Consider the following 19,600-nt stretch of genomic DNA (forward strand, 5'->3'; position numbering starts at 1 on the left):
CTTCACTCTTTGAATAATATCGAAAACCTAAGAATAAGGGCGTAAAGAGGAGCAAAGTGTTTCTCCATAGAGGGAGTTTAGTTCAATGATCGCACAGGAACAGTGCCTCTTCGGTGGTATAATTTAGGAAAAGGAAATATATCCCGAGGAGCTGGTGTAAATTGAAAATTGCCATTTTCGGATTGATTGCTTCCGTGGGATGCATCGTTTTGTGCTGTATTTTTTTGTTTTGGAATCCTTATACAAATACACCGTTGAGTAAGGTTACGCTAATCATCATTTTTACAATGTTGATTCTTCCCGCGATATTAGGCATAGTAAGCTCGTTATTGAAAAACCGAATCTTAATGTATATGGTATTTGTTTGGTCCCTGCCTTATGGGCTATATCTATCTGTCACATCCATACCGAGTTTTTGGAACTTTTTTGTAATAGTGCTAATTCTATATCTAATATCCGCTAAGCAGATGAACAAATCTGCTCCTTCTTAATCTGTCTATGTGCATAACTCTCATATAAATAGAATCATCGAGAACGTTGGTGGAGTTCTCGGGAGCGAACGATCCTTTCTTTGAGAGCATCGTGATGAAGTACTAGAACAAGAAGATCAATGAGCTCGGGATGCGCTTGGATCAAAGGTTCAATTCAAGAAAGCTAAAACTCCACAAGTTGAACTACAACGTATCAGTGATGAGATCTCTGACCGCTTGCAGAAAGAACAAGTCGCCTATAGCACCGCTCCTGACGTTTACGAGGAGAAGGTTCTCGTACGAGCTGAGATCTCCGAGGCATTGAAGGATGAGCTCATCAATAAATACGGCGAGGGTAAAGTTGATGTTCAAATCGCAACGATAGTTCAACAACCCGTCTTTTGACTAGAAAAGAAGTCCCCTGAATACAGGAGACTTCTTTTTAATAGCTTAATAATTACTTAAACTCCGGCAACCAACTGCCGTGAGCGGCAATCAAGTCGTCGCACAGCGAAACGATATCGTCCAGCGACAGCTCCGCCGCCGTGTGAGGGTCGAGCATTGCGGCGTGGTAAATATGGTCCTTCTTGCCGGTCATCGCGGCTTCGATCGTGAGTAGCTGCGTGTTGATATTCGTGCGGTTCAATGCCGCGAGCTGCGGAGGCAAATCGCCTACGTAAGTCGGCGTTACGCCGTTGCGGTCGACGAGGCAGGCCACTTCGACGCACGCTTCGCGAGGGAGGTTCGTGATCAAGCCGGTATTCATGACGTTGCCGCCGATTTTGAACGGAACGTCCGTTTCGATCGCTTCCATGATGTAGGAGGCATATTCGTGCGAACGTTCGTGCGAGAGATCCACGTTATGCACGAGCTCCGAGCGCATTTTTTGCCAGCTGTCGATTTGATTGACGCAGCGGCGCGGATATTCGTCGAGCGGAATGTTGAGTTTCTCGATGAGCTCCGGATAATTGCGCTTGATGAAGTACGGGTGGTACTCTGCGGTGTGCTCGGAAGATTCGGTATTGTAGTAGCCGAATTTCAACATCATCTCGTACCGGACCATATCGCCATGCGATTCCTTTTGCTTCTCGGCTGCGCGGCGTTTGATTTCCGGATACAGGTCTTGGCCGTCCTTCGTCACTTCGAGCAGCCATGCCATATGGTTAATGCCGGCGATCTTCGCTTTGACGCCCGCATTATCGATTCCGAGATCTCTGAACAACCTCGGCACGCAATCTTGGACGCTATGGCAAAGCCCTACCGTATTCACGCCGCCATAAGTATTCATGACGTTCGTGAGCACGGCCATCGGATTCGTATAATTGAGGAACAGCGCGTCCGGACAAACCTCGCGAATGTCTGCTGCGAAATCTAGCATAACCGGGATCGTGCGTAAATTGCGGAAAATGCCGCCGATGCCGATGGTGTCCGCGATCGTCTGACGCAAGCCGTACTTCTTCGGAATTTCGAAGTCCGTAATCGTGCAAGGATCGTAGCCGCCGACCTGGATTGCGTTAACGACGTATTTGGCTCCGCGGAGCGCTTGTTTGCGGTCTTTGTACGCTTTGATCTCGCACGAGCTTCCGGCCGTTCTCTTCAAGTTGAGCAGCATGCTTTCGGAATCGGCGAGCCGTTCATGGTCGATATCGAATAGAGCGATTTCGAAGCCTTGCAATGCGGGCGTCTGCAGGACGTCTCCGAGTACGTTTTTTGCGAAGACGGTGCTTCCCGCGCCTAGGAAAGTGATTTTGGACATCGGTTGAGCTCCTTTATGAGGAATGGAATCTATCTCTACTATAGGGCGAGTAAGCGAGAAATCGTATGGATAAATTTCAGATACATATGGATGAATGTAAGGGTTTTGATGTAAGCTGTGAGGGGAGAGGGAGGCGGCCAGAATGATTCCGGACCATTATATTCTTGAACACGGATTTAACGCTTACCGGAAACCGAGCGAATTATCCCTTGCAACAAGCGGATATGGACGGCCCATGGGCGGTCATAAGATCGGACCCGCTATTCATGATTATTACTTGATCCATACGGTCAAGTCGGGTCGCGGGCAATTTATTTGCAGAGGGAAAAGGTACAATTGTAGTGCGGGAGATACGTTCTATATTTTTCCGGGGGAACTGTTCAGCTACGAGGCGGATGCGAAAAATCCGTGGGAATACTTATGGGCCAGCTTCAACGGGAGAATGGCGGGGGAGCTGCTCCGACTGATCGGGGTGACGCCGGAGCGCGCGGTTACGCATAGAGCGAACGAGCAAATTCACGCTTACTATGAGCGGACAAGAGAGACGTTCCAGGCTTCGGAAATTCCCGCGTTAGTCGATCTCGAGGGCTCGGCTTATTTAAGGCTGTTGCTCTTTGAACTGGGCAAAAGCAATCGGGAACACATCGTCGACGACACTTCGAATCAATCGGATTCGGAGAAGCGCGTCAAATACGCGGCGAGTTTAATAAAGACGCAGTATTCGCAGGCGTTGTCGATAGAGACGTTGGCTAGTAGCCTCGGCTACCATCGCGTCTATTTCTCGAATTTGTTCAAGCAGGTGATGGGGAAATCTCCCAAGCAATATTTGTACGACGTTCGGATGGAGCAGGCGAAGCTGCTTCTAGCATCGACCGCTTTAACGATAGAGCAAATAGCCGGATCGGTCGGATACGGCGACTCCCTCTATTTCTCCAAGCACTATCAAAGGTGGAGCGGGCTATCGCCGACTGCGTATCGCAAAGCGACGAAGCTTACATAAGCCCTTACCTCCGCGGACGGGACAGTTTCGCGAAGCAGGTATATATCCGAACGGCGGTGCAATAATCGAGTTGAGACCCCCGTCCGCCGGAAGAGGCAACGACTGGGTGCTCGTAATCGATTCGATTCGGAGATGAGGAACTGGCATGGAGAAGCTTAAAGCAGGTATTGTCGGAACGGGAAACATTAGCGGGATTTATTTTCAGAACGGTAAAAGATTCGATGCGATGGAAATCGTCGCATGCGCGGATTTGGACGTAGAGCGAGCGAAAGCGAAGGCGGCCGAGCATGGCGTCAAAGGCTATTCGGTAGGTGATATGCTCGCCGATCCCGACATACAGATGATCATCAACCTGACGATCCCGCAGGCGCACGCGCCGGTTTGCATCCAAGCGCTAGAAGCGGGCAAGCACGTCTACGTCGAGAAGCCGTTGTCCGCGACGCGCGAGGAAGCCGCGAAGGTGATGGAGACGGCGAAGCGTACGGGGCTTCGGGTCGGGTGCGCGCCGGATACGTTTCTCGGAGGAGGCATCCAGACTTGCATCAAGCTGATCGAAGACGGCTGGATCGGCACGCCGATCGGCGCGACCGCGTTCATGGTAGGAGGAGGTCCGGAAGGCTGGCATCCGGCGCCGGAGTTTTTCTATCAGAAGGGAGGCGGCCCGATGTTCGATATGGGGCCGTACTATTTGACGGCGCTCGTCGCCCTATTCGGACCGATCGCCAGAGTGACCGGATCCGCCAGAATCTCTTACCCGGAACGGACGATTACGAGCCAGCCTAATTTCGGCAAAAAGATGACCGTCGAGACGCCGACGCACGTTGCGGGCGTTCTCGATTTCGCTTCGGGGCCGGTCGGCACGATTTTGACGAGCTTCGACGTGAAAGGAGGATCCGTGCTTCCCCGAATCGAAGTATACGGGAGCGAAGGCACGCTGCTCGTTCCCGACCCGAACACGTTCGGCGGGCCGATCCGTCTTTGGCGCGCGGGCGCCAAGGAATGGGCGGACATTCCGCTAACGCACGGCAAAGCGGAGAACGCCCGCGGGGTAGGCGCCGCGGAGATGGCGAAGTCGATTCTAACCGGACGCGCCCACCGGGCGAGCGGATATTTGGGCTTCCATGTGCTCGAAGCGATGTTCGGCTTCCACGACGCGTCCGAGCAAGGCGTCCATTATCGGATGAAGACGACGTGCGAGCGACCGGCGCCGCTGCCGATCGGGCTGGCGGATCATGAAGTGTAGCCGCGTGATATGCGGTATTGGAGGAGAGATGCTTAGTTGAATAAAATGACGGAGCGCGTGCCTTACGGTTATAATCCGCCGGCCGATAAGGAGAAAGGCACGCTCATCTACTACGATACGTTCGAGCACGCGACGGACGACTCGATCGCGATTGCGGCAGCGGTAGCGGACGACCGCTCGTTCGCGCGGCTCGTGCTATACCCGATTCACGAGGAAACGGCGAAGCGAATGTCGAAGGAACCGGTCAGTCCCTATTACAAACGCGAAAAACGACTATCCGAGTGGTTGAGCGAGTTCGGAAGCGACGACATAACGCTCGACGGCTGGGAAGGGAAGCGGAAAAAATATACGCCGATGGAAGCCGCGCTGAGGCATTTGACGGAGACGCTGCCTGCGCCTCATTTTGTCATGCTCGCGCCGGAGACGGCGAATTTGTTCGCTTCTTTCGCGTCTTTCGAGGAATGGATCGTTCGCGTAAGACTGATCGTCACGTCGGAGCCCCGGATGATTCATCCTCGCTTGGACCGTTACCGCCATCGGTGGGAAGCGCTATAATAGGGGAAGCAGTCTACTTTGTGGCCATACAAGGAGGCATGACTTTCGGTGATCTTAGGAGCGCAGCTGTATACGGTCAGAGCTTTTCTCCAGAACGAAACGGACATTAGGCGCACGTTAGCCAAGATAGCGGAAATCGGATACGCTACGATCCAAGTGTCGGCAATGGGCAAAATCGCGCCGGAGACGTTAAAGGCGATCTGCGACGAGCTGTCGCTTAAGATCGTGTTGACTCACGTCAGTCCAGAGCGATTGGTGAACGAGACCGACCAAGTGATCGAGGAGCATCGCATTCTTGGTTGCGACTATATCGGCATCGGGAGCATGCCGGAGAAATACCGCTCGGACGACTGGTACGAGCATTTCGCAACCGACTTCCGTCCGGCCGCGAATCGGATCGCGGACGCCGGCATGCAGTTCATGTACCATCATCATAATTTCGAATTCATCAAGATCGGCGGCAAGCGCCTGATCGAGAGATTAATAGAAGATTTTTCGCCTCGGGAAATGGGAGTAACGCTCGATACTTACTGGATACAAGCTGCGGGCGCGGATATATACGAATGGATCGACCGGCTTAGAGATCGCATCCATTGCGTGCATTTGAAAGATATGGCGGTAAGAGGGATGGAACCGATCATGGCTCCCGTCATGGAGGGCAATATGAACTTCGCGGCGATCATGAAGGCGCTGGAGAAGACTGCCACGAAGTACGCGCTCGTGGAGCAAGACATTTGCGAAGGCAGTCCGTTCGATTGTTTGCGTGCGAGCTATAATAATCTAGTTTCTCTAGGTTATCGTTAATTTTTACAAGAATCATACATCCGAACAACATTCAGCTAAATATTGGGCTCTATCCTATAGAAGAATCGATACATAGGAGGAGAAAATATGAATTTGTCTAAGAAGCTCGGATTTAAAGCAACGATGTTCGCAACCGCGGCAGTTCTCGTCACGACCGGCACCGTCGTGACACAATCCGCCAATCATTCCGGGGCCTCCTCGGCGCTTACGAAGAACGTCGTTCTGTTCGTCGGAGACGGTATGGGAACCGCGGCGCGCGATGCGATCCGCCTTGCGCTCGTAGGAGAAAAAGGACAACTGGCGATGGACAATATGCCGTACGTAGGCATGTTCCATTCGAGCTCGACGACCGCGGTTACGGATTCCGCGGCTGCCGCAACGGCATTCGCCAGCGGCGTGAAGACATATAACGGCGCGATCGGTATGGACCCGGACAAAAACTCCGTTAAGACGATCATGGAATATGCCAAGGAAGTCGGCAAATCGACCGGCGTCGTTACGACGAGCCAAGTGACGGACGCGACGGGAGCGGCATTCGGCGCGCACGTGGAAGACCGATCCAAGCAAAGCGATATCGCCCTTCAATATTTGACGCAAGCTAAGCTCGACGTCATTCTGGGCGGCGGCGAAGACTTCTGGTACCCGGCGGGCACTCCGGGCGCTTACCAAGACGAACCGGCCGAAGATCCGTCCGAGAAGAGCAAAGGCACGCAAGGGAATCTGGTCGACAAAGCTAAGCAACTGGGCTACGCCTATGCGACGAACAATGCCGAGCTGCAAGCAGCAAAAGGCGGCAAGCTGCTCGGACTGTTCTCCAACGAAGAGATGTTCCAACAGCGGGAAGAAGGCAAGGGAGACATCTACAACCCGGTTGTTTCGTTGCCCGATATGACGAAGAAGGCGCTCGATACGCTTTCCGCGAACAAAAACGGCTTCTTCCTTATGGTCGAAGAAGAAGCGATCGACGAGATGGCGCACTCCAACAACGCGAAGATGGTCATCCGTTCCGGTCAACAGCTGAACAAAGCCGTGCAAATAGCGAAGGACTTCGCGAAGAAACATCCGGATACGCTCGTGCTCGTATTGGCCGACCATGAAACAGGCGGTCTGGCGATCGAAGCGGCGGACGACAAAGACGAGAGTGGCGACGCTATCTCCAAAGAAGACGGTCCGTTCAAGATCGCCGGCTCAGATGAAATGTTCTACGTGGACTGGACGACTTCCGGCCATACGGCGGTCGACATTCCGGTTACGGCAATGGGCCCGGGCGCATCGCTGTTCACGGGCTACTACGAGAACACGGACATCTTCTTCAAGCTCGCACAAGCATTGGGTATTAAGGTTAAGTAATAGCCGAAGTCGAAATGCATAATTCATAAATGGAAGCCATCCTCTCGGGGATGGCTTCTTTTTGTTGCGCGCGTACGTTAATCGCATACGTTACCGCCAACAAAAGCGTTAAGGCTCTGCCTAGCAAATAACGACTTGTTTACTCCGCGCCCGAATATATTGTACGGAACTTGTATAGCTGCTTCAGCGAAGGAGGGCTCCGATTGGCTATTAACACCGTCATTGTGTTCGGAGCGGGGCAGATGGGAAGCGGGATCGCGCAGGTTGCGGCAACGGCGGGGTTAAACGTCATTTTGAGCGATGTTCGTTCGGAGCTCGTGGATAAAGGCTTGCAGGAGATTAAGAGCCGGTTAACCCGAGATGAAGCCAAAGGTAGGAGAAGCGCGGAGGAGTCCGAGCAAATTTGGCGCGCCATTTCCCCCTCCGTTGATTCGAGCGATGCGCGTCATGCCGATCTCGTCATAGAAGCCGTCGTCGAAAACCGGGAAGCGAAAGCGCGCTTATTCGAACGGCTCGATACGCTATGTCCGCCCGACGTTATTTTCGCTTCGAATACGTCATCGCTGCCGATAACGGAACTCGCTGCGGTTACGAACCGTCCGGATAAAGTAATCGGCATGCATTTTATGAACCCGGTGCCCGTCATGAAGCTGGTCGAGGTCGTTCGCGGACTTGCGACGTCGGACGATACATACGAGACGATCCGCGCGGTTTCCGAGCAGCTTGGTAAAATTCCGGTCGCCGTCAACGATTATCCGGGGTTTGTCTCCAACCGAATACTGCTCCCGATGATCAATGAAGCAATCTATTGCGTGTATGAAGGCGTCGCTTCGCCCGAGGCGGTCGACGATGTGATGCGGCTCGGCATGAATCATCCGATGGGCCCACTGGCGTTGGCTGATTTTATCGGACTCGATACGTGCCTATCGATTATGGAAATTTTGCATAACGGGTTGGGAGATTCCAAATATCGGCCGTGCCCTTTGCTTCGCAAGTACGTCAGAGCGGGATGGCTGGGCCGAAAAAGCGGTCGCGGATTTTATCGGTATACCGACTAAAGGAGGATGTGCACGATGAGCGTTCCTTATAGCGCCGGACTGGAGAACGTGATCGCTAGCGAGACGGGCATCTCGTACCTCGATGTAGACAACGAAGAAATCGTCTTGCGCGGCTACGACCTGCTTGAACTTGCGAAGCGCAGAACGTATTTGGACGTCGTAGGCCTGTTGCTCGACGGCGCGTTGCCAACACCGCCGCAACGGACTGCGATAGAAGAGAAGCTGAAGTCGGAATACGGTTTCCCGCAAGAAGTGCTCACGATGCTGCAGATGCTCCCGATTAACGCTAATAGGATGGATATTTTACGCACGGGTATTTCCGCGATCGCTTCGTACGACTTAGAACTCGAGGATCGTTCCCACGGAGCCAACTACCGCAAAGCGATCCGGCTCTTGGCCAAAGTTCCGCAAATCGTGGCGAACGGTTTCCGTGTCAACGCCCGGTTGCCCTTGGTCGAACCGAGAGGGGACCTATCCTATACGGGCAATTTCTTGTACATGATTACCGGACTCGAGCCGACGGAGACGGAGGAGAAAATATTCGATCAGTCGCTCGTCGTATACAGCGAGCATGAGATGCCGAATTCCACTTTCGCCGCGAGAGTGATCGCATCCACGCAATCCGATATGTACGGCGCCTTGACCGGAGCCGTCGCCTCTTTGAAGGGAACTTTGCACGGAGGAGCGAACGAAGCCGTCATGCAGATGTTATTGGAAGCCGGCTCGGCGGACGGCGTAGAAGCTTTGATGCTGGGCAAGCTGCAGCGCAAAGAGCGGATCATGGGCTTCGGGCATCGCGTCTATATGAAGAAGGCGGATCCTCGCGCGCTGTTGATGAAAGAAGCGTTGGCCGAAATAGCCGAGGTGAGGAATAGGGCGGAATTGTACGAAATGTGCGTCATAGGGGAAGAACTGATGAGAAGAGAGAAAGGGCTGTATCCTAATTTGGATTACTATGCGGCTCCCGTCTATTATTTGCTCGGCATTCCGATCGAATTGTTCACTCCGGTATTTCTAGCTGCGCGGACGATCGGAGTTTGCGCGCACGTGATCGAGCAGCACGAGAACAATAGGCTATTCCGGCCGCGCGTTCTGTACAGGGGACCTCGTAATCTCCATCCCGATAATTAGTCGCCGAACGCAAATTTCGCGGAAAGCCGAGGCGTTTGAAATGAGTAACAGCGATTACGGTCAACCCGCAGCAGACAGAGTCGACGAATTGCTGGAGGAAATCGCCGAGTATGCGCTGAGCGGCAAGATTGAAAGCCCGGAAGCCTATCGCATCGCGCATCACGTCCTCTTGGACTCGCTCGGTACCGGGTTATTGGCGCTCCGGTTTCCGGAATGCACGAAGCTGTTGGGACCGGTAGTGCCTGGCGCTTTCCTGCAAGGAGGGGCAAGGGTACCTGGTACGAGATTCGAGCTGGATCCCGTCCAAGCCGCCTTCAATATCGGGTGCATGATCCGCTGGCTCGATTACAACGATACTTGGCTCGCCGCCGAATGGGGACATCCGTCGGACAATTTGGGAAGCATTCTCGCCGTCGCCGATTACGTCAGCCGAAGCCGGATCGCGGAAGGCTCCGAACCGTTAACGATGCGGGACGTACTGACGGCTTCGATCAAAGCGCATGAAATCCAAGGCGTGCTCGCGCTGGACAACAGCTTGAACCGTGTCGGTCTAGACCATGTGCTGTTCGTCAAGATCGCATCGGCGGCCGTCGTGACCGCGATGCTCGGTGGAACGAAAGAACTGGTTGTTGGCGCGGTGTCCAACGCTTGGCTTGACGGCGGCAGTCTAAGAACGTACCGGCACGCGCCGAATACCGGGTCCCGCAAGTCATGGGCGGCCGGCGATGCCACGAGCCGCGCGGTGCGCCATGCCTTGATGGCGATGAGCGGGGAGATGGGCTACGCCACCGCGTTATCCGCGCCGGGATGGGGATTCCAGGATGTACTGTTCAAGGGAAAAGAGTTGGTGCTCGCTCGTCCGCTAGGGAGTTACGTGATGGAGAACGTGCTTTTCAAAATCTCTTTCCCAGCCGAGTTCCACGCGCAGACGGCGGTCGAATGTGCTTTCTCTTTACACAAATCAGTGCGCGAACGCCTAAGCGACATTGACCGGATTACGCTGACGACGCATCAATCCGCGATCCGGATCATCGATAAGCAAGGACCGCTTCGCAATCCGGCGGATAGAGATCACTGCTTGCAGTACATGGTCGCGATCGGACTGCTGTTCGGTACGTTAACGGCAGAGCATTACGAGGACGAAATCGCGCGCGATCCCCGAATCGACGAGCTACGGAGCAAGATGGTCGTCGTAGAAGACGTGCAATACAGCGAGGACTATCTCGATCCGGAGAAACGTTCGATCGCCAACGCGATTCAGATTCGTTTCCAGGACGGCACGCATACGGAGAAGGTCGTCTGCGAATACCCGATCGGACATCGCAGAAGGCGGGAGGAGGGGCTGCCGCAAGTGCTTACGAAATACGAAGCGAACTTGCTGACGCGGTTCCCGCGGAAGAGGGCGGCCGAAATAATGCGGCTGACGACGGACTTCGAGTCGTTGGTGCAGCTTCCCGTGCAGCAATTTATGGGAATGTACGTTATCTGATAGCTGTACTCATTCCATTACAAAGCGGAGGTCCCTTATGGCGTGGATTATTGAAAAAGAACCTGATCAAGCGTCATTGGCAGCGGAATTCCGGAAGTTAGTGACGTCCAGTTCCATCGTGCGAATTCCCGGAACGCACGACGGGCTGGCCGCGAGAATCGCCAAGCAATGCGGCTTTCAGGCGTTATATTTGTCCGGTGCTGCCTACACGGCCAGCCGAGGGCTGCCGGATTTAGGCTTGATCTATTCGAACGAGGTGGCGGAACGCGCGCGCGACATCGTGCGCGCGACGGGGCTTCCGCTGCTCGTCGACATCGATACCGGCTTCGGCGGCGTGCTGAACGTCGCCCGTACCGCCAAAGAGATGCTAGAGGCCAAAGTCGCCGCCGTTCAGATCGAGGATCAGCAATTGCCGAAGAAGTGCGGCCACCTAAACGGCAAGAAGCTCGTGTCCGCCGAGGAGATGGCGCAAAAAATACGCGCGATCAAGGAGATCGCCCCCTCGCTGTTCGTCATCGCCCGGACGGACGCGAAGGGAGTGGACGGAATGGAGGAAGCGATCGCGCGCGCGCGGTTGTACGTCGAAGCGGGGGCCGACGGGATATTCCCGGAGGCGCTGGAAAACGAAGCCGAGTTCAAGCAGTTTCGCTCTTCCGTCTCCGGACCTCTGCTGGCGAATATGACCGAATTCGGAAAAACGCCCTATTACAAGGCTGATCAGTTCGAGGTGTGGGGATACGACATGGTCATTTATCCCGTCTCCTCGCTAAGAGTGGCGGCCAAGGCGTACGAACGCGTATTCGAGGAAATTCGCGATCAAGGCACGCAAGCCGATTCGGTTAAGGAGATGCAAACGCGGCAACAGCTGTACGAGACGATTCGGTACTACGATTACGAAGAGCTGGACGGGAAAATCGCGAAAACCGTTTTGCCGCAAGGCGAATAGTTCGGACGTGTAGAAGAGGGGAGATCGGGATGGGGAGAACGGTTGTCGTGAGCGCCTGCAGAACGCCGTTCGGCAAATTCGGCGGGGCTTTGAAGGAATGGCGGGCTGTCGATCTAGGCGGTCTTGTCATCCGAGAGACGCTCGCTCGCGCAGGTGTTCTCGGGTCCGAAGTCGACGAAGTGATCATGGGGATGGTCGTGCAAGCCGGAGCCGGGCAAAACCCTTCTAGACAAGCTTCGCGGATCGCGGGGCTGCCCTGGGACATTCACTCGGAGACGGTGAACAAAGTATGCGCATCCGGCTTACGCGCGGTTACGCTCGCCGATCAGATTATCCGCGCAGGCGATGCCGGGACGATCGTCGCGGGAGGCATGGAAAGCATGAGCCATATCCCTTACGGCTTGCCGAGCGCCAGATGGGGATCGCGAATGGGACATGGGGCTATCCAAGATCTGCTGCTGCAGGACGGATTAATGTGCGCCTTCGATCACGTGCATATGGCGGAGCATGGCAATAGAGTAGCGGCCGAGTACAAGATTACTAGGGAAGAGCAGGACGCATGGGCACTTCGAAGCCACCGACTAGCCGTAGCGGCAAGCGATGAAGGGAAGCTCGCGGACGAGCTAGTATCGGTGCCGATCTACGATCGCAAAGGTAGAGCGGGGTTAATAGAGTTAGACGAAGGGCCGCGCAGGGATACAAGTCTGGAGCGGCTTGCCGCGCTTCCTTCCGTCTTCGCGAGTGACGGCACGATTACGGCCGGCAATGCTCCCGGCGTGAGCGATGGCGCGGGCGCTTTGCTGCTCATGTCCGAAGAGCACGCGAAGTCTCTCGGGAAGAAACCGCTCGCGACGATCGTCGGGCATGCTTCCGTCGGGCAAGAGGCTCGATATATCGCGACCGCGCCGGCACTCGCGATCCATAAGCTGCTGAAGAAGACGGGGTACGACATCCAAGCTATCGATCTGTTCGAGGTGAACGAAGCGTTCGCCTCCGTCATCTTGACGAGCGCGCGCCTCGTCGGTTGGGATCCGGACAAAGTCAACGTGAACGGCGGGGCCATCGCGTTCGGTCATCCGATCGGGGCTAGCGGCGCGCGAATCCTGATGACGCTGATCTATGAACTGCGCCGACGCGGCGGCGGGTTGGGCGTTGCTGCAATTTGCAGCGGAGGCGCGCAAGGGGACGCCGTCTTGATGGAGGTACATGCGCCGGAAGGAACTTGACCTTATCTATAGTTAAGGAAGTACAATGTTTAATTTCCTCAATCGGCCGTTCGTTCCGCACGCTTATAATGGAAGTGGACAACGGACACAGAGAGGGGAAGCCAACATGAACGATTTACGAGGTGCGTTCCACACCGGTCAATACCGGAATGTGTTGAAGGAGAACGGCTATTCGGAGGAAGCGATCGAGGCAAGGGTACAGCACACTTGGGACGCCCTGTTCGAAGGCGACGAAGAGACGAGAATTTATTATCCTGCCGGAGACGACATGGGATATTTTATGGATACGGGAAACCTTGATGTGCGAACGGAGGGCATGTCGTACGGCATGATGATGGCGGTTCAGATGGATCGCAAGGACGTCTTCGATCGCATTTGGCGTTGGACGCACAAGTACATGTTCATGACGGAGGGAGATAACGCGGGTTATTTCGCTTGGTCGTGCAAGACGGACGGGACGAAAAACTCGAACGGCCCTGCGCCCGACGGAGAAGAGTTTTTCGCGCTTGCGTTATTGTTCGCGTCCCATCGCTGGGGAGACGGGGCGGAGCCATTGAACTATGGGCATCAAGCCCGCGAGCTGCTTCGCGTCATTATTCATAAAGGCGAAGACGGCATCGGCCAACCGATGTGGAATCCGGACAACAAGTTGATCAAGTTCATCCCGAACTGCGAATATTCCGACCCTTCCTACCATCTTCCGCACTTTTACGAGCTGTTCGCGCTATGGTCTTATCCGGAAGATCGCGCGTTTTGGAAGGAAGCGGCCCAGGCAAGCCGTGACTATTTGAAAATAGCGTGCCATCCCGTGACCGGACTCGCGCCCGAATACGCGCACTACGACGGAACGCCGAACAACGATCGCGGGTTCGGTCACTTCTTCAGCGATTCTTACCGCGTCGCCGCCAACGTCGGCCTCGACTACGAATGGTTCCGGGGAGACGAGTGGGAGATCGAGGAGGCGAATAAGCTTCAAAGCTTTTTCGCGGACAAGACGCCCGAAGATTACCGCCGGTATACGATCGCGGGCGAGCCGTTCGAGGAGAAATCGCTTCATCCCGTCGGGCTGCTGGCGACGAACGCGATGGCATCGCTCGCGGCGACCGGTCCGAACGCGAAAGCGAACGTGGAGCTGTTCTGGAATACGCCGGTAAGAACCGGGGGCAGACGTTACTACGACAATTGCTTGTATATGTTCACGATGCTTGCGCTAAGCGGCAAATTTCGGATTTGGATGCCGACCGACAAGTAAATTCCTAATGTTGCGGCAGAAGGGCCATCCTCGGATGGCTCTTTTTGCATATTGCCGATAATCTATTGACGTACGCCGCGGGAGCGAATATAGTAATTTGATTCTAGCAACCTGCAACCAGGAAGGACAACTATTGCCTTGAATGCAAACATGAATAGATTTAGAGAGATTTGGCTGTTTAATTGGAAAGGCGATGTGCTATCCGGCGTCACTTCGACGTTGGCGTTGATTCCGGGAGCGATCGCGTTCTCTTTCATCGCCGGCGTTAGCCCGATGGTCGGCATTTACGCGACGATATGTCTCTCGATCGCGCTGGCGTTATGCGGCGCGAGACCGGCCATGCTGACCGCGGCGGCCGGCTCTATGGCGGTGCTCATGACGCCGCTCGTGAAGGAGCATGGCATCGACTATTTGTTCGCGGCGACCGTCTTGACGGGTATTATTCAGCTGCTAATAGGCTTATTGCGATTAGGAAGATGGATGGATTACGTACCGCGCGCGGTCATAACGGGGTTCATTAACGCGCTTGCGGTAATGATTCTCGTTACGCAGCTGAAATATTTTTCGGGCGAGCGGCTACCTATGTACGCTATCGTGATCGGGACGCTGGTAATCATTTATTTGTGGCCTAGAGTGTCAAAGCCTATTCCGTCGCCGCTCGTTGCCGTCATTGTTATGACCGGCATTATGGTCGTAGCGGGACTTCAACTAACGACCGTAGGCGACGAAGCGCCGATGACGGCTGCTTTTCCCGCGTTCCATTGGCCGGATATTCCTTTTAATTGGCATACGCTCGGAATCTTATTGCCGTACTCCTTATCGCTCGCTTTGGTCGGCTATGGCGAGACGCTGCTGACGCAGAGCAAGATCGACGAGCTGCTAGGCGAGCGCACGAGCAAAGACAAGGAAATGCGCGGACAAGGACTAGGCAATATGGCAGCAGGCTTGTTCGGCGGCATGGCCGGCTGCGCGTTAGTCGCGGAGTCTATTATTAATACGAAGCTGGGCGGCAAAGGAAGATTGTCCAACCTTACGGCAGGCATCGTGCTGTTATTGCTCGTCGTCGGCTTAGGCGGCACCGTATCCGCGATTCCGATGGCTGCGCTCGTTGGGGTCATGCTGTTCGTAAGCTTCGAAATTTTCGAATGGAGCTCGCTGCTTCGCGTTCGCCAGATCGCGGCAAGCGAGACGGCCGTCATGGCGTCGACCGCTCTATGCTCCGTCATCACGCACAATCTGGCGATCGGCATGCTAGCGGGGATCGGCGTTCATCTGCTACTCCGGACGATGTCTTTGAAACGCGGGGTCGATATTGATATCGATATCGTATAATAGCCCGAATTCGATTGCCCATCGGCGAAAAAGGCAAACAAAATGCCAAAAAGCGATATATCAAACGTCATCTCCGTTCGTCATACTATCAGAGAGAAGTACATAAAAGGAGACTTGGCGGATGAGCGGATTCAACGGACTGAATATGGGACTTGGCAACTTGGCTAGGCTGTCGGACGCAAAGACGAGATCGATCAGCGCGGAAAACTTCACGGGAGAAAAGGGCAAGGGCGGCATGGCGACCGAGGGGACCGGCGCTCACGTATCTCGCGAATTGGGTATCGGCTGGAAGGTGTCGCCCTCCGTAGACATTCAACCGGGAACGTCGTTCACGTTGGCCGAGATCGAAGGGCCGGGCGCGATCCAACACATCTGGATGACTTGCTTCCCCGCGTCTTGGCGGAATATGATCCTCAGAATGTATTGGGACGGCGAAGAAGAGCCGTCGGTTGAGGTGCCGGTAGGCGACTTCTTCTGCAACGGATGGCAAGAGAGATGCAATGTGAACTCGCAGCCGGTCGCCGTTAATCCCGCGGGCGGCATGAACAGCTATTGGCCGATGCCGTTCCGCCAATCCGCCAAGATTACGATAGAGAACGCGATGTCGGAGAAGACGACGCTATATTATCAGATCGATTACACGCTGACGGAAGTGCCGGAGGATACAGCTTATTTCCATGCGCAGTGGCGGCGTGAAAATCCGGTATCGGACAAGCAGCCGTACACGATCGTCGACGGCATAGCGGGCAAAGGTCATTACGTCGGCACGTATTTGGCTTGGCAGGTCAACAATAACGGCTGGTGGGGCGAAGGGGAAATCAAGTTCTTCATGGACGGTGACCAGGAGTTTCCGACGATCTGCGGGACGGGTACGGAGGATTACTTCGGCGGCGCATGGAACTGGGAGCAACCGCAAGGGACGTACTGCACGTATTCGACGGCCTATCTGGGCATGCACCAAGCGTTGAAGCCGGATGGTTTGTACCGCAGCCAGCCACGGTTCGGCATGTATCGCTGGCACGTCATGGACCCGATCCGGTTCGAGAGCGATCTGCGCGTGACGATTCAAGACCTCGGCTGGCGCAGCGATGCGCGGTACCTGGCGCAGCGGAGCGATATCGCGTCCACGGCGTTCTGGTACCAGGCGGAGCCGCACGCGCCGTTCCCGCCGTTGCCGGGCAAGGACGTCCGGGAAGTGATTTGATGATTGGACAGATATGGAGCATGTCGAGCAGCCGCCCCTTGGGCGGCTTTTTCGTTGCTGTTGCAAAGCGTTGCAACGCTTTGCAATGGTATCCCCTTCGCTCAGGAGCAATCACATACTTTTCTAACGATTATCCTGTAACTTACAATATACATTCCGACTAAACTGAGGTTAATCAACCAAGATTATGCTGAAGCACGGCGGCTGTAGGCAGTTAATCGATGGAGGTGGAGAAGCATGGACCGCGAGCTTATGAGATTGAAACGTCGTATCGAACGATTGCGCAACGCAATGATACTGTCGTACATTTGTCATGATGGCGATCTAAGCAACCTAGAGGTTCTCCGTATCTCGGAACGATTGGACGAGCAGCTGAACAATTACATTCGTTATACCCGACAGCGAACGCTATTGGTCGGGCGACTAATCTCCCCCCTCCAAGCTACGCGTCCGTCTTGAACGGATTCGCCTATATACGCAACGAAACCGAGCACTCGTCTAACGTGCTCGGTTTTTATATTTTAAGGCGGCTATCGCTTGAATCGATTTTTGATAATGAACCAGACGTTCGCAGGACGCTCGGCGAGACGGCGAACGAAGTAAGGATACCACATTTTACCGTACGGCACGTAACAGCGAACCGTATAACCTTCGGCGGCTAAGCGCTCTTGTAGCATCGTTCGAACGCCGTATAGCATTTGAAACTCGAAATGGTCCAAAGGAACGTCGCGAGTCCGAACATATTGCTTCGTCCATGCGATGATTCGCTCGTCGTGCGTGGCGATCGCCGTATAGGATCCGCCGTCCAATCGCAGCTTGATCATGCGGAGGAAGTTGTCGTTAACGTCGGTTAGTTTCGGAAAAGCAAGCTGTTTCGGCTCTTTGTAGGCGCCCTTGACCAATCTGAGCGAGACGCCGCATCGCGTTAGCGTGTCGATATCGGCTAGCGAGCGATAGAGGTAGGCTTGAATGACGGTTCCCGCGTTATCGAGTCCCTCGTCGTGCAGCCTTCTCGTTAATTCGATCGTGGCATCGGTGCAGGAGCTGTCTTCCATATCGATCGTAACGGAATTGCCGTACCGACGCGCGGTCGCGACGATTTCGCGGATGTTCGCGTAGCATTGCTCGGGGTCAAGCTTCAGTCCCATTTGCGATGGTTTCAAGGAAACGGTCGAGTCGACTTGTCTTCGGGCGATGCCTTCCAGCAGGCTAATATATTGGGCTTTAAATTCGGTAGCTTCCTCCAGTCGCGTAATCCCCTCGCCCAAATGGTCGAGCGTTACCGATATCCCTTGGGCGTTCATTGCCTGTACCCGGTCGAGCGCCTCGTCCAGCGATTGTCCGGCGACGAATCGGCTCGCGCCAAGCTTAAGCCCGTATTTCATCGCGAGCTTCTCGGCGAATTTATTGCCCGCGAGCGATAGCAGCAACGATCGAAAAAGCCTCGTTCCCCATCCCATAACCGGATCCCTCCTAACATCGCGTCGCCCGCCAGGGCTTAGGCAGGCAACACCGATTCGATTATCTCCAGCGCCGAATCTAATTCATCTTCGGTAATGATGAGCGGCGGAGCAAGCCGGATCGTGTGCTCGTGCGTCTCCTTGCATAGCAAACCGCCTTGCATGAGCCTCTCGCACCAAGGTCTGGCTGGTACGGTCAATTCAATGCCGATAAACAAGCCTGCGCCGCGAACCTCGCGGATGATCGGGCTTCGCAAAGCTTTAAGCCGGTCAAGCATATATTGGCCTAGCGTCCGCGATCGCTCGGCGAGACGCTCGTTCGTTATGACGTCAAGCGCGGCTATCGCGACGGAGCAAGCGAGCGGATTGCCGCCGAACGTCGAACCGTGCGAACCGGGCTCGAATACGCCGAGGACGTCGCGGCTAGCGGCAACCGCGGAGATCGGATACACGCCTCCGCCAAGCGCCTTGCCTAGCAAATAGACGTCGGGAACGACTTCCTCCCATTCGCAGGCGAATAGCTTGCCCGTTCGGCCGAAGCCGGTCTGGATTTCGTCGGCGACGAGCAGCACGTCGTTCGCTTCGCATAATTGCTTGGCTTGCCGTAAGTAACCTGGCGGAGGGATGACGATGCCGGCTTCGCCTTGAATCGGCTCCACGAGAAAGGCGGCCGTGTTCGGCGTAATCGCTGCACGTAACGCTTCAATGTCGCCGTAGGGCACGATTCGGAATCCTGGCGTCAACGGACCGAAGTCGGCTTGATACTCGGGGTTCGAGGAGAATGAAGTAATGGTGGTCGTTCGGCCATGGAAGTTGCCTTCGCAGACGATGATTTCTGCAAGCTCAGCCGGGACGCCTTTATGGCGATAAGCCCAGCGGCGCACCGCTTTGATCGCCGTCTCTACCGCTTCCGCGCCCGTATTCATCGGCAAAATCATCGGTTTGCTCGTTAGACGGGCTATTTTCTCGTAAAAGAGACCCAGTTGCTCGTTGTGAAAAGCGCGGGAAGTTAGCGTTATACGATCCGCTTGGTCTTTGAGCGCTTGAATGATCGCGGGATGGCGATGTCCCTGGTTCAATGCGGAATAGGCGCTTAACATGTCCATATAACGATGGCCTTCCGCATCCCATACCCAGATGCCGTCTCCCCGAGTGAGGACGATCGGCAGCGGATGATAATTATTTGCGCCGTAACGGTCGGTCTGGGCGATGACAAGCTCGGACTTCGTCTCAGGTGGATTCATGCGGATACCCCCTTAGACTAATTTATTAGCGCGAGTTCGTTTCCGTCCCACCTACTTGGCGCATATGTTGAGGTATAAGC

At 54.8% G+C, this 19,600-nt stretch carries 17 protein-coding genes; 14 read left to right on the forward strand and 3 right to left on the reverse strand.

Annotated elements, in window-relative coordinates:
- Positions 1–927: 927 nt before the first annotated feature.
- Positions 928–2,226 (reverse strand): alpha-glucosidase/alpha-galactosidase, encoded by a 1,299-nt coding sequence (gene melA, locus ACFPQ4_RS17970; RefSeq protein WP_378113267.1) that lies wholly within the window; start codon positions 2,224–2,226, stop codon positions 928–930.
- Between the two features lie 142 nt (positions 2,227–2,368).
- Between melA and ACFPQ4_RS17975 the strand changes: the two genes are divergently transcribed.
- From ACFPQ4_RS17975 to ACFPQ4_RS18045, 14 genes are all read left to right on the forward strand, one after another.
- The gene (locus ACFPQ4_RS17975; protein WP_378113268.1) at positions 2,369–3,226 is read left to right on the forward strand and encodes an AraC family transcriptional regulator; all 858 of its coding nucleotides are present in this window, start codon (positions 2,369–2,371) and stop codon (positions 3,224–3,226) included.
- 145 nt (positions 3,227–3,371) lie between these two features.
- A complete protein-coding gene (locus tag ACFPQ4_RS17985) occupies positions 3,372–4,469 on the forward strand; it encodes a Gfo/Idh/MocA family protein (RefSeq protein WP_378113269.1) in 1,098 nt (365 codons plus the stop codon).
- A 45-nt stretch (positions 4,470–4,514) separates the two neighbouring features.
- Positions 4,515–5,024: a hypothetical protein gene (locus tag ACFPQ4_RS17990; RefSeq protein WP_378113357.1), complete on the forward strand. Its 510-nt coding sequence runs from the start codon at positions 4,515–4,517 to the stop codon at positions 5,022–5,024.
- Positions 5,025–5,072: 48 nt separating this feature from the next.
- Positions 5,073–5,828 carry a sugar phosphate isomerase/epimerase family protein gene (locus ACFPQ4_RS17995; RefSeq protein WP_378113270.1) on the forward strand — a complete coding sequence of 252 codons (756 nt, stop codon included), beginning with the start codon at positions 5,073–5,075 and terminating at the stop codon, positions 5,826–5,828.
- An 87-nt stretch (positions 5,829–5,915) separates the two neighbouring features.
- Positions 5,916–7,178, forward strand: coding sequence for an alkaline phosphatase (locus ACFPQ4_RS18000; protein WP_378113271.1), 1,263 nt, complete (start codon positions 5,916–5,918; stop codon positions 7,176–7,178).
- A 203-nt stretch (positions 7,179–7,381) separates the two neighbouring features.
- Positions 7,382–8,236, forward strand: coding sequence for a 3-hydroxybutyryl-CoA dehydrogenase (locus ACFPQ4_RS18005; RefSeq protein WP_378113272.1), 855 nt, complete (start codon positions 7,382–7,384; stop codon positions 8,234–8,236).
- Positions 8,237–8,251: 15 nt separating this feature from the next.
- The gene (gene mmgD, locus ACFPQ4_RS18010) at positions 8,252–9,367 is read left to right on the forward strand and encodes a citrate synthase (protein WP_378113273.1); all 1,116 of its coding nucleotides are present in this window, start codon (positions 8,252–8,254) and stop codon (positions 9,365–9,367) included.
- 40 nt (positions 9,368–9,407) lie between these two features.
- The gene (locus ACFPQ4_RS18015; RefSeq protein WP_378113274.1) at positions 9,408–10,856 is read left to right on the forward strand and encodes a bifunctional 2-methylcitrate dehydratase/aconitate hydratase; all 1,449 of its coding nucleotides are present in this window, start codon (positions 9,408–9,410) and stop codon (positions 10,854–10,856) included.
- Between the two features lie 37 nt (positions 10,857–10,893).
- Positions 10,894–11,802, forward strand: a complete 909-nt coding sequence (gene prpB / locus ACFPQ4_RS18020) for a methylisocitrate lyase (RefSeq protein ID WP_378113275.1) — start codon at positions 10,894–10,896, stop codon at positions 11,800–11,802.
- 29 nt (positions 11,803–11,831) lie between these two features.
- On the forward strand, positions 11,832–13,028 hold the full coding sequence (locus ACFPQ4_RS18025; protein WP_378113276.1) for an acetyl-CoA C-acetyltransferase: 1,197 nt from the start codon (positions 11,832–11,834) through the stop codon (positions 13,026–13,028).
- A 106-nt stretch (positions 13,029–13,134) separates the two neighbouring features.
- On the forward strand, positions 13,135–14,280 hold the full coding sequence (locus ACFPQ4_RS18030; RefSeq protein WP_378113277.1) for a glycosyl hydrolase family 8: 1,146 nt from the start codon (positions 13,135–13,137) through the stop codon (positions 14,278–14,280).
- Positions 14,281–14,430: 150 nt separating this feature from the next.
- Positions 14,431–15,612, forward strand: a complete 1,182-nt coding sequence (locus tag ACFPQ4_RS18035; protein WP_378113278.1) for a SulP family inorganic anion transporter — start codon at positions 14,431–14,433, stop codon at positions 15,610–15,612.
- A gap of 121 nt (positions 15,613–15,733) precedes the next feature.
- Positions 15,734–16,816, forward strand: a complete 1,083-nt coding sequence (locus ACFPQ4_RS18040) for a glycoside hydrolase family 172 protein (RefSeq protein WP_378113279.1) — start codon at positions 15,734–15,736, stop codon at positions 16,814–16,816.
- A gap of 252 nt (positions 16,817–17,068) precedes the next feature.
- On the forward strand, positions 17,069–17,275 hold the full coding sequence (locus ACFPQ4_RS18045) for a Spo0E family sporulation regulatory protein-aspartic acid phosphatase (RefSeq protein WP_378113358.1): 207 nt from the start codon (positions 17,069–17,071) through the stop codon (positions 17,273–17,275).
- A gap of 71 nt (positions 17,276–17,346) precedes the next feature.
- Here ACFPQ4_RS18045 and ACFPQ4_RS18050 read toward each other — a convergent pair whose 3' ends face one another.
- Together ACFPQ4_RS18050 and ACFPQ4_RS18055 are read right to left on the reverse strand one after the other, a co-directional pair.
- Entirely contained in the window at positions 17,347–18,276 is a 930-nt protein-coding gene (locus ACFPQ4_RS18050) for a proline dehydrogenase family protein (protein WP_378113280.1), read from the reverse strand.
- A 38-nt stretch (positions 18,277–18,314) separates the two neighbouring features.
- Entirely contained in the window at positions 18,315–19,520 is a 1,206-nt protein-coding gene (locus ACFPQ4_RS18055; protein ID WP_378113281.1) for an ornithine--oxo-acid transaminase, read from the reverse strand.
- Positions 19,521–19,600 lie beyond the last annotated feature (80 nt).

It is taken from the genome of Cohnella yongneupensis (genome assembly GCF_042655785.1).
GTDB classification, from domain to species: Bacteria; Bacillota; Bacilli; order Paenibacillales; family Paenibacillaceae; genus Cohnella; species Cohnella yongneupensis.